The following is a 13970-nucleotide window of genomic DNA, read 5'->3' as shown; positions in this document are numbered from 1 at the left end:
ACGCGGTCACTGCACCACGAAGGTGTTGAAGGAAACGCCGGCGATGCCCTGCGGCTTCAGGTCGTCGCCCAGCGGACGGTCCAGCTCGGCGCGGATCTCGTCGGCCAGCCGGGTCTTGTCCTCGGGCGAGACCAGCGAGTCGGGTGTGCGGTTGGCCAGCAGCATCAGGAGCCGGCTGCGCAGCTCGGGCATGAATTCCATGATCTGCGCCTTGGCCTTCTCGCCGTGCACCTTGAGCGCGACGCCGATGTGCAGGAAGCGCGGGCGGCCTTCGCCCTGGAGATTGACGGTGAGCGGCTCGAGCGCGATGAAGATCGGCTTCTCGGGCACCGGCGCGGCCACCTCCGCGGTCTTGAGTTTCGGCAGCACCACCAGGTAGCCGGCCGCGGCGGCGGCGAGGAGTCCGATCGTGATCACCAATGCAAGGATGAGCAGTTTCGGCGAGCGGGCAGGAGGAGCTTCGAGTGCGACGGGAGGAGAGGTAGCCATGATGGAGCTGAATAACGGGTCGGGTCTATTCTTCGCGAACAGGCCGGCGGACGAACGGGCGATCAAGTGGGGAAAAGCGCTTCAGATCCCGTCATTGCCGCGCGGCCGCGCGCCGGGTGGTCAGGCGAAGGTGTCGAGGCCGGCCTTCGATGCGTGCGCGGCATTCGGCCGCGCAGCCGGCACTGCGGCGGATGCGGCGAGGGCATCGCGGCGCGCAGTGCCCGGATAGTCCGGCGTGTTCGATGGCCGGGGCTGCTGCTGTTCGAAGGCATTGCCCTGGCCGGGCTGGCGCGCCTCGGCGCCGACCGAGGTCTGACCCAGGCTGATGCCTTGGTCGGCGAGCGTGGTGCGCAACTGCGGCAGCGCGGCCTCGACGGCACGGCGCACGCTTTCGTGGGCCGAGACGAACATCGCCTGCGCCTGGTTGTCGCCGAGCGTCAGCGTGACCTTGAGCGGGCCGAGGCCCGCCGGGTTGAGGTTGAGTTCGGCGACATGCTGGCCGCTCGTGCTCATGCGGATCATCTGGTGTCCGATCGCCGTGCCCCATTCGCTGCTGCCGACGGGCGGCGCCACCGTCAGCACCGGCGTGGTGTTCGTGGTGACGGTCTGCCGTTCGATCGCCGTCGGCACCAGGGCCTGCAGCGGCGGCAGCGGCTGCGGGCTGGTTGTCGAGGCGGCATCGGCGCCGTCGCCGGCCGAGGCCTCGGGCGCGGCGGCGAGCTTGGCGGTGGCGGCCTCGATCGGGGCGCTCGCATTCGTCTTCGCGGCGTTGGCCGGGGCGGCATTGGCGGTCGAGGGTGCTGCGGCGATGGACGATGCAGCGCTCGCGTTCGGCGGCTGCGCCGTGTTCGCCGCAGCGGGCAGGGCGGGCGATGGCGACGAGGGCGTTGCGGCGCTTGTCGTCTTGCCGGGATCGGATGGCGGCATCGTCTTGGCGAGTCCGGCGCGCAGGCCGGCGTCGAGCGGCGATCCGGGTTGCGCGGCCTTGGCCACATCCTGCGCGGCGTCGGGCTTCGGCGCGGGATCGGACTTCGATGCCGGATCGGCATCGGCCGCCGGCGTGGCCGTGGCCACGTCCTGCGACGAAGCCATCTGCTGCGAGGCCGCGTGCACGGCCTGCGGCAGCACGCCATCGGCCGGGGCACTCTTCGCGTTCGCTGCGCCCGGCGATGGCGTCGCCGCACCGGGCAGCGCCGGCGTCGGGGCCGCCACCACAGGCAGCACCGCCGGCGCGAGCAGCGCCATCACGTCGGCCGCGGACAGCTCGCTCTTTCTGCCGGCCGCCCGCTGCGGCTTGTGCGCGTCGGCGGCTTCGGCTTCGGGAAGCCCGGACGCGTTTTCGCGCGTCTTCGTCGATGCGGCCGTGGTGCGCACGCGGTCCAGCGCGGCGCCGAAGCTGCCGCCTTGCGAATCATCGGCGGCGCGTCCACGCGCACCCGAAGGCGAGGCCGCGGGGCCGGACACGTTCGCAGGGGCGGCGGGCAGGATCATGGAAGGCATGGCGGCTCCGGAAAGCATCAGGGGATCGGGTGGGTGGGGCGGTCGAAGAACTTGCGCGCCGATCGCTCATCGCTCTCGCGCTGTTCGTTCTTGGCCTGCGCCAGCAGTTCCTGCCGGCGCACGCGCTCGGCCAGGGTGTCGAAGGAATTGAGCCGGCGCTTGTGGTCCTGCCAGTCGACGCGCCCGTGGTCGACGCGGCTCGCGGCCTGGGCGGCGATGGCGCGCTGCTGGTCGATCGCGCCGTCGAGCGTGGCGAGGAAGTTCTGGTAGTTGCGCCACTTCGCCGTCGGCAGGCCCTGCATCATCAGCGCCTGCAGCTGGTCGTAGTAATCGCGGCGGTACTGCTGCAGCAGCGCCAGTTTCTGGTCGGCGGTGATGCGCGCGGTCTGCAGCGTGCCGAGGCGGCGCGCGGCGTCGTCGGTCTGCGTGCGTTCCAGGTCGGTCAGCGTGTCGAGGGGAAGTCGCTGGGGCATGCGGAATCCTTGCGGTGCGTTCAGGCGGGTTCGAACAGCTTGGCCATGCGCGCGATCGAGTCCGCATAGTCGGTGCGCTCGGTCATCGATTGCTGCAGGAAGGCTTCGATGCGCGGATAGAGCGCGATCGCCTGGTCCAGTTGCAGATCGTGGCCGGGCGCGTAGGCGCCGACGCTGATCAGGTCGCGGTTGCGCTGGTAGCGCGACAGCATCTGCTTGAAGCGCCGCACGGTGTCGAACTGCGCGGGCGTGATCAGCGCCGTCATGGCGCGGCTGATGGAGGCCTCGATGTCGATCGCCGGATAGTGGCCCGCTTCGGCCAGCGTGCGCGACAGCACCACGTGGCCGTCGAGGATCGCGCGCGCCGCGTCGGCGATCGGGTCCTGCTGGTCGTCGCCTTCGGACAGCACGGTGTAGAAGGCCGTGATGGAGCCGCCGCGGCCTTCGGCATCGCGCGCGCCGTTGCCGGCGCGCTCGACCAGCGCGGGCAGCTTGGCGAACACCGAGGGCGGATAGCCCTTGGTGGCCGGCGGCTCGCCGACGGCCAATGCGATCTCGCGCTGCGCCATCGCGTAGCGGGTGAGCGAATCCATGATCAGGAGCACGTTCCGGCCCTGGTCGCGGAAGTACTCGGCCAGGCAGGTCGCGTAGGCGGCGCCTTGCAGCCTGAGCAGCGGCGAGTTGTCGGCCGGCGCGGCGACCACGACGGCGCGCGCCAGGCCTTCCTCGCCGAGCGTGTTCTCGATGAAGTCCTTCACTTCGCGGCCGCGTTCGCCGATCAGGCCGACCACGATCACGTCGGCGCTGGTGTAGCGCGCCATCATCCCGAGCAGCACGCTCTTGCCGACGCCGGAGCCGGCGAACAGGCCCATGCGCTGGCCGCGGCCGACGGTGAGCATGGCGTTGATGGCGCGCACGCCGACATCGAGCACCGAATCGATCGGCGCGCGCGACAGCGGATTCATCGGCGTGGAGGACAGCGGCACCTTGCGGCTGATGTCGAGCGGACCGAGCCCGTCGAGCGGCCGGCCGGCGGCATCGACCACGCGGCCCAGCATGCCTTCGCCCACCGGCAGCCGCTTGGTATGGGCATCGCCGACCGCGCCGCGTTCCATCAGGCCGGGCCGCGCGAACACGCGCGCGCCGGGCAGGAGGCCGGCCACTTCGCTTTGCGGCATCAGGAACAGGCGGTCGCCGGCAAAGCCGACCACTTCGGCTTCGGCATGGCGCAGCGGATAGCCGGGCGGCAGCTCGATCAGGCAGTCGCTGCCGACGGGCAGTTGAAGGCCGACCGCTTCGAGCACCAGACCGACGGCGCGCGTGAGGCGGCCCGAGGTCGTGGTGGTGGTGCAGCGGCTCACGTCGCTGCGTGCCTGGGCGAGCGTGCCGAGCCAGGATTGCAGGTGGGGGTTGGGCTGGACGGTTGGCATCAGTTCAGTGCCTCCGCAGCGCTTCGCAAGCTGGGCCTTTTCGGGGAACACCGCGGAACCGGCTTGGCCGGGCCGCCGGTGTTGCCCCCTGCATGGGGGTGGGCGGCCCCACGAAGTGGGCAAGCCTGGGGGTGTGTCTCATGATGCATCGACGTCGCGGTGCAGTGCCGCTGTCACGCTTTTCCAGCGCGTCTCGAGGCTCGCATCCATCTCGCCGCTGGCCGATTGCACGCGCACGCTGCCGCGCGCCATGGTGTCGTCGGGGCGCACCTGCCAGCCGGCGATCTGCAGTTCGTTGCCCAGGCTGTTCTTCACCAGCGCGACATCGTCGGGATGCAGCAGCAGGCGCGGCTCGCCCTGCAGCGCGGGCTCGGCATGCAGCAGGTCCTGCACCAGCGGCAGCACCCATTCGGGCTCGGCGCGCAGCGTGCGGTGCACCACCTGGCGCGCAACGTCGAGGGCCAGCGTGAGGATCGCATCGGCCAGCTCGCTCTGCGCGCGCTGCAGTGCGGCCGGCAGCGTCGCGGCCAGCGCGCGCAGGTGTTCGGCATGGGCGCTGGCGGCGGCCAGGCCGGTGGCCAGCCCTGCGGTGTGGCCTTCGGCATGGCCCTGGGTCCAGCCGTCCTGGCGGCCTTCGGCTTCGCCGAGGGCACGCGCTTCCAGGCGCAGGCGGCGCAGTTCGGCTTCGTCGACCGATGCCTTGGCGACGATCGGCAGCGGCACGCTCGTGGCGTCGCTCTTGCGGGGCGGGAGCGGCGCGGCCGCCGGTTCGTTCAGCGTGCCCATCTCCCAGCGCTCCCAGGCGGAGACGGCGGGCTTCGCGGCCTTGCCCGCGGCGGCCGCGCGCGCGGGCACATAGGCAGCGGCCAGGCGCGCACGCGCGCCCGATGGGGAAGGCTGCTTAGACAAAGTCATCGGTACCCGGCGTGGAGATCACGATCTCGCCGGCCTCGGAGAGGCGGCGCGCGACTTGCAGGATGGCCTTCTGCTCGGTCTCGACCTGCGACACGCGCACCGGGCCGCGCAGCTCCATGTCCTCGCGCAGCGTCTCGGCGGCGCGCTGCGACATGTTGTTGAGGAACTTGTCGCGCAGTTCCTGCGGCGCGCCCTTGAGCGCGATGATGAGCGACTCGGATTCGATGTCCTTGAGCAGGCGCTGGATGCTGCGGTCTTCCAGGCTCAGCAGGTTCTCGAACACGAACATCTCGTCGACGATGCGCTGCGCCAGGGCTTCGTCCTGTTCGCGCACGTGGGCGATGGCTTCTTCCTCCTGCGCGGTGGTCATCAGGTTCACGATCTCGGCCGCGGTGCGCACGCCGCCCAGGCGGCTGCGCTTGAGGCCCTGGCCCGACAGCATCTCGGTCAGCACGTCGGTGAGCTCGTGCAGCGCCGCCGGCTGCACGCCGCCGAAGGTGGCGATGCGCATGACCACGTCGTGGCGCAGGCGCGCCGGCAGCTTCTCGAGCACCTCCGACGCCTTCATGCGGTCGAGGTGGATCAGGAGCGTGGCGAGGATCTGCGGATGCTCGTCGCGCACCAGCTCGGCGACCTCGCCGGCCTCCAGTTCGTTGAGGCGCTCGATGCCGCCGTGCGGTTCCTCGGGCTGCAGGATGTCTTCCAGCAGGTTGCTGGCGCGGTCGTCGCCGAGTGCCTTCTTCAGCACCGCGCGGATGTAGCTGCTCGAACCCAGGTGCAGGGCCGACAGCTGCTCGGTCTCCTCGCGGAATTCGGTGAGCACCGACATCAGCTCGTCCTTGGACACCTGGCTCAGCTTGGACATCGCGATGCCCAGCGTCTGCACCTCGGAGGTCGGCAGATGCGCCAGCGCCGCCGCGGCGCGGTCTTCGCCCAGGGCCATCAGCAGGATGGCGCTCTTGCGGGTTCCCAGTTCGCTGCTCATGGCGTGTTCATCCAGTGCTGGATCAGCGCGGCGACCAGCTTCGGATCGCGGTCGGCGGTTTGGTGTGCGTAGTCCATGATGGCCTTCTGGCGGTTCACTTCGCGGTCCTGCAGGCTTTCTTCGGGCGCCGGCGCCTGCGCCTGCGCTTGCGTCGGCGCCTCGACCGGTGCCGGCGGCGCGGCCACGGGGGCGGGTGGTGGTGGTGGCGGCGGCGGCGCGAGGTGCTTGCGCATCAGCGGGCGCAGCACGGCAAGCCAGGCGAACAGGGCCAGGCCGGCGAGCAGCAGGTAGGGGGCGATGGACTTGCCGAGATCGAGGTTCTCGCGGTCGCGCCAGAACGGGACTTGCGGTGCCGGCGGCTCCTTGTCTTCCTGGGCGAAGGTGCTGTTGACGACGTTGAGCGAATCGCCGCGCTCCTGGCTGAAGCCGACGGCCTCGCGCGCCAGGTTCCTGATCTGGTCGAGCTCGGCGGGCGTGAGGGCGCGCGCCGTGCTCTTGCCGGAACCGTCGGCGACTTCGCGGTCGTTGACCACCACCGCGACCGACAGGCGCTTGACGGCACCCGCGCCCTGCTGCACGTGGCGGATCGAGCGGTCGAGTTCGTAGTTGGTCGTCACGTCGCGGCGCGTGCTGCCGGGGCCGGCCGGCGCGGTGGTGGTGGTGGTCGTGGCGCTGGCAGGGACGCCGGGCGCTCCGGGCGGCACGGGTGCGGCGGTGCCGTTGGCCGGCTTGGGTGTGAGGATCGGCGCGCTCGGATTGGTCGGCGGCTGGTTCGTCAACGCGCCCGGGATGCCGCCCGGCGGCGTGCCGCCATGCTGGCTCGATTCGCTGGACTGCTGGCTGCGCACCGCCATCGAGGCGGGGTCCTGGTTGGGGCGGTATTTCTCGTCGGTGTTCTCGACCACCGAGAAGTCGATCTCCGCCGCGACCTGCGCGCGCACGTTGGCGGCGCCGAGGATGGGCTGCAGGATGGCCTCGATGCGGCGCACGTAGCCCTGCTCGATCTCCTGCGTGTACTTGAGCTGGCTCACGTCCAGCCCGCGCGCGCCGCTGTTGGCCGCGGACAGCAGGTTGCCGCGCTGGTCGACCACGGTCACGCTCTTGGCGTCGAGCTCGGGCACGCTGCTGGAGATCATGTGGACGATGGCGCTGACCTGGCCTTCGTCGATGCTGCGGCCGCGCTGCAGGTTGAGCACCACCGAGGCCGAGGGCTTCTTCTGGTCGCGCACGAACAGCGAGGGCTTGGGCAGCGCCAGGTGCACGCGCGCCGATTCGACGGTGCCGATCGACTCGATGGAGCGCGCGAGCTCGCCTTCGAGCGCGCGCTGGTAGTTGACCTGCTCGGCGAACTGGCTGGTGCCGAACTTCTGGTTGTCCATCAGTTCGAAGCCGACGCCGCCGCCCTTGGGCAGGCCCTGCGCGGCGAGCTGCAGGCGCACCTCGGGCACCTTGTCGCTCGCCACCAGGATCGCGCCGCCGCCCTCGGCGAACTTGTAGGGCACGTTCATCTGCTGCAGCGAGGCGATGATCGCGCCGCCGTCGCGGTCCGACACGTTGGTGTAGAGCACCTTGTAGTCAGGGGCGCGGCTCCAGAGCATGAAGGCGGCAGCCGCCGCCACCAGCGCCGCCGCGCCGATGATGAAGGGCAGCCTGGGCTGCGCGCGCAGCTTGTCGAGCAGCTGCGGCGCGGGCGTCGCGGCCCCGTCCAGAGCGGCCGTCGAACTCATGCGCGGACTCCCATGACGACAGGTGCCAGGCGGGCCATGGTCATGGAGAGGAAGGGGAGTCGTCGATGTTCAGAGGTCATGCCGCGGGGCTGGTGGTGTCACTGGCAGGCTGTTCGTTTCGGCGTTCATTGTCTGCAGCCGGTGCGATTTCGATTGGTCGAACAGCCGGGGCTTTTGCCATCAGTTGGCGGCATGCCCAAAGGCCTTGCGCTGCTACGCTGACGGCACCCGGAAGCGCATCGGTGCTTCCATGCCAACCCGAAAGCCACAAGGAAAAGATCAGCCATGTCGATCTCCGCCATCGAGTCCGTCCTGCAGCAGATGCGCGCCACCGCGCTCCAGGCAGGCTTCGCCCCGCCTGACGGCCCGGCCTCCGCTGCCGGCGCCGAACCGGGTGGCTTCGCCGCCGAGCTCAAGCGCTCCATCGACAACATCAGCGGCGCGCAGCAGCAGGCCTACGGCCAGGCCGAAGCCTTCGAGCTGGGCAAGCCCGGCGTCGCGCTCAACGACGTGATGGTCGACCTGCAGAAGGCCAACGTGGCCTTCCAGACCGGGCTGCAGGTGCGCAATCGCCTGGTCGCGGCCTACCAGGAAGTGATGAACCTGCCAGCCTGACCGGCCCGCGCAGGGTGAGCGCGCGCTTTTTTGACGGCCCCCCTAAATGTTTGGAAACCCCTGCCGATAACTAACTCAACGATGGCTTGAGTCTCACCACAAAGAGCGGGTCCAGCGTTACGGCCTCGTGCCGGTTTCCACAACCTTTGTCAATCAGGAGTCGAAAATGGCGCAAGTCATCAACACCAATTCACTTTCCCTGCTCACGCAGAACAACCTGAACAAGTCGCAGGCATCGCTCAACACCGCGATCCAGCGCCTGTCGTCGGGCTTGCGCATCAACAGCGCCAAGGACGACGCCGCCGGTCAGGCCATCGCCAACCGCTTCACGGCCAACATCAACGGCCTGACGGTTGCACAGCGCAATGCCAACGACGGCATCTCGCTGGCGCAGACGACGGAAGGTGCATTGACCGAAGTCAACAACAACCTGCAGCGCGTTCGCGAACTGGCCGTGCAAGCCGCCAACGGTTCCAACTCGCCCTCCGACCTGAAGTCGATTCAGGACGAAATCACGCAGCGCCTGGCCGAAATCGATCGCACCTCGCAGCAGACCGACTTCAACGGCGTGAAGGTTCTCTCGGCCGGTGCCAAGCCGCTGAGCATCCAGGTCGGTGCCAACGACGGTGAAACCATCAACATCGACCTCAAGCAGATCGACACCTCGACGCTCGGCCTGAAGGGCTTCTCGGTGGCCAACAACGCGCTGCCGACCAGCGCGGCGATCACGCAGACCAACCTGAGCGGCACGCCCGCCGCGGTCGACCTGTCGGCCGTCGCGACGGACCTCGGCGTCAGCGGCAGCTCGCTGAGCCTGCACAACGTGCTCGACAAGAACGGTGCTGCGACGGCCAATTTCGTCGTCCAGTCCGGCAGCGACTTCTATGCCGCTTCGGTCGATGACACCACCGGCAAGGTCGTGCTCAACACCGCGCAAGTCGGCTTCACCGACACCGACAACGGCGTGACGCCTGCGGTGACGCTCGCCAACCAGCACATCAAGGTCGGCGTGGATGCCACCGGCGCGGCCACGGGCTACGTGACGGTGCAAGGCAAGAACTTCGACATCACCGCGGCTTCGATCGCCAACGGCGGCGCCACTGCCACCGACACGACCCCGACCGCCATCGAACTGAGCACGGCCACCCCGACCGCCCAGTTCGCCGGTGCCTCGTCGGTTGACCCGATGAAGACGATCGACGCCGCGCTGAAGATGGTCGACGACCTGCGCAGCTCGCTCGGCGCGGTGCAGAACCGTTTCGACTCGACGATCTCCAACCTCGGCACCACGGTGACCAACCTGTCTTCCTCGCGTTCGCGCATCGAGGACGCCGACTACGCAACGGAAGTGTCGAACATGACCCGCGCGCAGATCCTGCAGCAAGCCGGCACCTCGGTGCTGGCCCAGGCCAACCAGACCACGCAGGGCGTGCTCTCGCTCCTGCGTTAAACGGCAAGACGCGTCAGGCCCTTCCCGAAAGGGAAGGGCAAGGTTGGGTGCAGGCGTTCGGGTTTCGGCCCGAAGCCGCCTGCGCTGTCCTCTGCGGTCTGGGTCTCGAAGGCCGAGACCGCAGAGGACAGCGAAGCGCAACGAATTTTCAATCGCGCGCCATGGCCCCGGCGGCCGGCACGCGTTCAATGACAGGAATGATCGCACCATGACCATCAGCAGCATCGGCGTCGGATCGGGTCTCGATCTGAGCACCCTGCTCACGCAGCTCCAGACGGCGGAAAGCCAGCCGCTGGTCGATCTGCAGAGCCGCCAGACGAGCTACACCACCAAGCTGTCGGCCTATGGGCAGTTGCAGAGCTCGCTCAACACGCTGCAGGCCGCGGCCGACAAGCTGTCCGCACCCTCGCTGTTCCAGGGCGTCAAGGCGAGCTCCAGCGCGTCGGACGTGCTGTCCGCCACGACCGACACGACCGCGGTCGCCGGCAGCTACGCGATCAACGTCACGCAGATGGCGCAGTCGCAGGCGCTGGTCGCGACGGGCCAGGCCAGCGCGAAGACGGTGATCGGCCACGGCACCATCAGCTTCGACTTCGGCACCATCACCGGCGGCAGCTTCGACGCGGCGACCGGCACGTACACCGGTGCCGGCTTCACGCCGGACACCACCCGCACGGCGGCCCCCATCACGATCGACGCCAGCAACGACACGCTCGAGGGCATCCGCGACGCCATCAACAAGGCCAAGATCGGCGTCACGGCCAGCATCGTCAACGACGGCAGCGGCACGCCCAACCGCCTGGTGCTGACCTCCACGCAGACCGGCCAGGCGTCGAGCATGAAGATCTCCGTGACCGGCGACGCCACGCTGCAGAACCTGCTCGGCAACGACCCGGCCGGCGCCCAGAGCATGCAGCAGACTCTCAAGGGCCAGGATGCGCAGCTCACGGTGAACGGCATCGCCATCACCAGCGCCAGCAACACGGTCAAGGAGGCGATCCAGGGCACCACGCTGAACGTGGCGAAGATCGGCAGCAGCAACGTGAACCTGAGCACGGACACCGCATCGGTGGCGTCGGCGGTCAACGATTTCGTGAAGGCCTTCAACGGCCTGCAAGGCATGGCCGCCACGCTGACGGCCTACAACGCAGACACCAAACAGGCGGCTCCGCTGCTCGGCGACGCGACGCTGCGCAACCTCCAGACGCGCATCCGGCAGACTTTGACCACGCCCCAGGATGGCGGTCCGAACGACATGAAGGTGCTGTCCGAGATCGGCGTCTCCTTCCAGAAGGACGGCACGCTGGCGGTGGACTCCGACAAGCTCAACGCCGCGCTGGCGAACAACCTCGAGGGCGTCTCGCACCTGTTCGCCAGCGCGGACGGCAGCACGGCCGGCTATGGCAAACAACTGAGCGCCCTGGTCACCAATGTGACCTCGAGCGGCGGTGCCCTGAAGACCGCGACGGACGGCATCAACACCACCCTCAAGCAACTCGACGACCAGTACACGGCCATGTCGGCGCGCGTCGACGACACGGTGGCCCGCTATCGCGCGCAGTTCAATCAGCTCGACGTGCTGATGAGCAGCATGAACAACACCATGACCTACCTCACGCAGCAGTTCGCTGCGATGAACAAGTAAGACCCGCCCGGAGCCCTCGATGTACACACCCCACACCTATCGAACCGGCGCCAGCGCCTACGCGCAAGTCGGCGTGGAAACCGGTGCGATGAGCGCATCGCCGCATCAGCTGATCTGCCTCCTGTTCGACGGCGCCAAGACGGCGCTCGCGATGGCGCGGCACCACATGGCCCACGGCGATGTACCGGCCAAGGGCAAGGCGATCTCGCATGCCATCAGCATCATCGACGGCGGGCTCAAGGCCAGCCTCGATGCCAAGGCAGCGGGCGCCGGTGGTGCGGAGCTGGTCGGCAACCTGGCGGCGCTCTACGACTACATCAACCAGCGTCTTCTGCGGGCCAACCTGCGCAACGACGCCGGCGCGCTCGACGAAGCCGACCGGCTGCTCGAGAACGTCGCCTCGGCATGGCGTGAAATCGATGTCGGCCGTCCCGGCCGCTGATCAACTACTACAGGACAACGCTGCCCGACATGACAGCCGAACAGCAGACAGGGAGAAAAATGGCAACCCGAAGTGAGGTCATTCATTGCTACAGCCAACTCGCCGCGTGCCTTGCACTCATGGTGAAGCTGGCTCGCGCGAAGGAGTGGGGCCGGCTTCCCGAACTGGAGATCCAATGTGCGGAGATCGTCGAGCGCCTGAAGGTCGTCGAACCCATGGAGTTGCTGGACTCGGAGCAGATGCAGGAAGCGCGGCGGATGATGGAACGCATCCATGCCGATCAGGACGAGGTCTGCCAGCTGGTCAAGCCGCAACTGGAAAAGCTGGTGGCGAGAATGTCCTTCCTGCAGCAGCAGAAGAATCTGGACAAGATCTACGGACTGCCGCATTGAGCAGAGCACTCGCGTCATGAGTGCCGCCCGGCCGCCCGAAGGCGCTCGCACCGCAGCCCGCAAGGCGGAGGTTGTCTTATGACAGGATTGACCGGACTGATCGACACGCTGCTCGCCGCGAAGCTTTCGCAGCGGCTGGACGTGCTGGCGATCAAGTCCGAGGTCGAGATCGCGGGACCGGGGCCGGTGATCCAGGCCCAGAAGGTCGACAACGACACTCGCCTGCTTTCCAACGCCGCGCTCGATCGGCAGATCGCCGCCGACGCGCCTGCCGGGTCGCAGCCGGCCATGGCGCCGGCGCCTGCCGCGCAGCTTTCCGTGGCGGCACGCGCGATTGGCGTCCTGCTGGCGGAAATCCGGGCGGATGCGGGACCGGTGCGCGACGCCGCGCCGGTCTGGCCCTCCGCGAGTACGCCGTCGGCCGAAGCACTCGCGTCCACGCTGGCGCGAGCGGTGTCCGTGAGCGGGCTCTTCTACGAATCGCATCTGGCCCAGTTCGCTGCCGGCCAGCGCACGCTGGCGCAACTCGCGCAGGAGCCGCAGGCGGCCTGGGGCGCGCCGGCTGCGGCGTCTTCGCGACCGATGCCAACGCGCGTTGAGGTGACGACGGCCGGTACGCCGGTGCGCGCGGCGCCGGGTGCGAGCCCGGCATGGCCGGTCGCCGATGGCGGGCCCGGTGCAATCTCCGGCTTGCTCTCCGAAGCGGCCGACGCACCGGCGTCCATCGAGTCTGCCGCATCGTCGCCGGCCGCCGCGCGTCCGCCCGGCGTGACCGAGGAACGCGGCGCCGTCGCGCCACGCGTCGCTGCATCGCCTTCCGAAACGCACGCTGCCGCCGGCGCCCTTCGCGCCGATGCGGTGCGCGTGCAGGCAACCTATCGCCAGACCGATGCCGTGGCGACGGGAACGGCGCTGGACACCGCGGCGCTGCATCGCCTGGCCGACACCGCGCCTGGCGCGGAAGGCGTGTCGGCGACGAGCGGGGCGGCCAGGGCGCTGGCGCCTGCCGACATCATTCATCCCCAGGCGGCGACGATCGTCCACCAGCAGCTCGATCTTCTGGCCACGGCCGTCTTCCGCTGGAGCGGCGAGGCATGGCCCGGCGCACCCATGGCGTGGTCCATCCGCGAAGACAACGAGGACGAGGCCGCGGGCCGGCATGCCGGTGCGACGGACGAAGCGCCCGCGCGCCGGTGGACGACGACGCTCTCGCTCAGCTTGCCGAGGCTGGGCGCCGTGGATGTGCGTCTGAGCCTCGCAGAACCGATGGTGCAGGCGCAGGTCGCGGCCAGCGACCCGGGCACGCTGGCCGATCTGCGGGTGGAGGGCCGTGCACTGGCTCGCCGCCTCGAGACGATCGGTCTTCGACTGCAGGATCTCCAGATCACCGGAATGCCTCGGCCATGAACAGCGCAATGGACGATCGCCAAAGTGCCGTGGCACTGTCTCGTCCCGACCCTGCCGGGGCACCGACGGTCGTGGCCAAGGGCTACGGGGTGGTGGCCGAATCGATCATGCGCGAGGCGCGGGCGAACGGCCTGTACGTTCATGCATCGCCCGATCTGGTGCGGCTTCTGATGCAGGTCGACCTCGACCAGCAGATCCCGCCCCGGCTGTACCTTGCCGTGGCCGAAATCATGGCCTGGCTCCATGGCCTCGACGCCGCGGCCAAATCTTCGGCGAGCCCTACAGTTTTCGACTGACCTGCCGATATAAGCCGGGAGAGAAGAAAAAAAGTGCGACGCGGACTCCGGGCGTGGCGTTGACGGTTGTTTTTTGAATTGATACGTTTTGTTTCCTTTTAATAAAATCGTCATGCAAATGCTTGATTAATTAAGACTAGTACTTTTTGTTACTAAATTTGAAATAATACTTTTTTCTAAAAACTGATGAGACCTGGGTGAGCG

At 68.5% G+C, this 13970-nt stretch carries 14 protein-coding genes; 7 read left to right on the top strand and 7 right to left on the bottom strand.

Features of this window, described 5'->3' with window-relative positions; all coding sequences use genetic code 11:
* Positions 1-6: 6 nt before the first annotated feature.
* From WDLP6_RS18045 to fliF, 7 genes are all read right to left on the bottom strand, one after another.
* Positions 7-489 (bottom strand): flagellar basal body-associated FliL family protein, encoded by a 483-nt coding sequence (locus WDLP6_RS18045; RefSeq protein WP_162593452.1) that lies wholly within the window; start codon positions 487-489, stop codon positions 7-9.
* 120 nt (positions 490-609) lie between these two features.
* A complete protein-coding gene (locus tag WDLP6_RS18040) occupies positions 610-1989 on the bottom strand; it encodes a flagellar hook-length control protein FliK (protein ID WP_162593451.1) in 1380 nt (459 codons plus the stop codon).
* Between the two features lie 17 nt (positions 1990-2006).
* Complete coding sequence (gene fliJ / locus WDLP6_RS18035) at positions 2007-2462, bottom strand: flagellar export protein FliJ (RefSeq protein ID WP_162593450.1); 456 nt, start codon at positions 2460-2462, stop codon at positions 2007-2009.
* 20 nt (positions 2463-2482) lie between these two features.
* Positions 2483-3892 (bottom strand): flagellar protein export ATPase FliI, encoded by a 1410-nt coding sequence (gene fliI, locus WDLP6_RS18030; protein WP_162593449.1) that lies wholly within the window; start codon positions 3890-3892, stop codon positions 2483-2485.
* 138 nt (positions 3893-4030) lie between these two features.
* Positions 4031-4807, bottom strand: coding sequence for a flagellar assembly protein FliH (gene fliH / locus WDLP6_RS18025; protein ID WP_232077106.1), 777 nt, complete (start codon positions 4805-4807; stop codon positions 4031-4033).
* Positions 4794-5792, bottom strand: a complete 999-nt coding sequence (gene fliG / locus WDLP6_RS18020) for a flagellar motor switch protein FliG (protein WP_162593448.1) — start codon at positions 5790-5792, stop codon at positions 4794-4796. The genes fliH and fliG overlap by 14 nt, the downstream gene beginning before the upstream one ends.
* Positions 5789-7519, bottom strand: coding sequence for a flagellar basal-body MS-ring/collar protein FliF (fliF, locus tag WDLP6_RS18015; protein ID WP_162593447.1), 1731 nt, complete (start codon positions 7517-7519; stop codon positions 5789-5791). Before fliF ends, fliG begins: the two co-directional genes overlap by 4 nt.
* Positions 7520-7804: 285 nt before the next feature.
* Between fliF and fliE the strand changes: the two genes are divergently transcribed.
* The 7 genes from fliE to WDLP6_RS17980 all read left to right on the top strand — a co-directional run bounded on the left by fliE (position 7805) and on the right by WDLP6_RS17980 (position 13766).
* On the top strand, positions 7805-8134 hold the full coding sequence (gene fliE / locus WDLP6_RS18010) for a flagellar hook-basal body complex protein FliE (RefSeq protein WP_162593446.1): 330 nt from the start codon (positions 7805-7807) through the stop codon (positions 8132-8134).
* Positions 8135-8300: 166 nt separating this feature from the next.
* Positions 8301-9584 (top strand): FliC/FljB family flagellin, encoded by a 1284-nt coding sequence (locus WDLP6_RS18005; RefSeq protein ID WP_162593445.1) that lies wholly within the window; start codon positions 8301-8303, stop codon positions 9582-9584.
* Between the two features lie 208 nt (positions 9585-9792).
* Positions 9793-11229 (top strand): flagellar filament capping protein FliD, encoded by a 1437-nt coding sequence (fliD, locus tag WDLP6_RS18000; protein ID WP_162593444.1) that lies wholly within the window; start codon positions 9793-9795, stop codon positions 11227-11229.
* Positions 11230-11248: 19 nt separating this feature from the next.
* Positions 11249-11671, top strand: coding sequence for a flagellar export chaperone FliS (gene fliS, locus WDLP6_RS17995; RefSeq protein WP_162593443.1), 423 nt, complete (start codon positions 11249-11251; stop codon positions 11669-11671).
* 29 nt (positions 11672-11700) lie between these two features.
* The gene (locus tag WDLP6_RS17990) at positions 11701-12063 is read left to right on the top strand and encodes a flagellar protein FliT (protein ID WP_232077105.1); all 363 of its coding nucleotides are present in this window, start codon (positions 11701-11703) and stop codon (positions 12061-12063) included.
* A 78-nt stretch (positions 12064-12141) separates the two neighbouring features.
* Positions 12142-13470, top strand: coding sequence for a flagellar hook-length control protein FliK (gene fliK / locus WDLP6_RS17985; protein ID WP_162593442.1), 1329 nt, complete (start codon positions 12142-12144; stop codon positions 13468-13470).
* Positions 13467-13766, top strand: a complete 300-nt coding sequence (locus WDLP6_RS17980) for an EscU/YscU/HrcU family type III secretion system export apparatus switch protein (RefSeq protein ID WP_162593441.1) — start codon at positions 13467-13469, stop codon at positions 13764-13766. Before fliK ends, WDLP6_RS17980 begins: the two co-directional genes overlap by 4 nt.
* Positions 13767-13970 lie beyond the last annotated feature (204 nt).

It is taken from the genome of Variovorax sp. PBL-E5, from assembly GCF_901827185.1.
Taxonomy (GTDB): Bacteria; Pseudomonadota; Gammaproteobacteria; order Burkholderiales; family Burkholderiaceae_C; genus Variovorax.
This window is presented reverse-complemented; position numbering and strand designations above follow the sequence as displayed.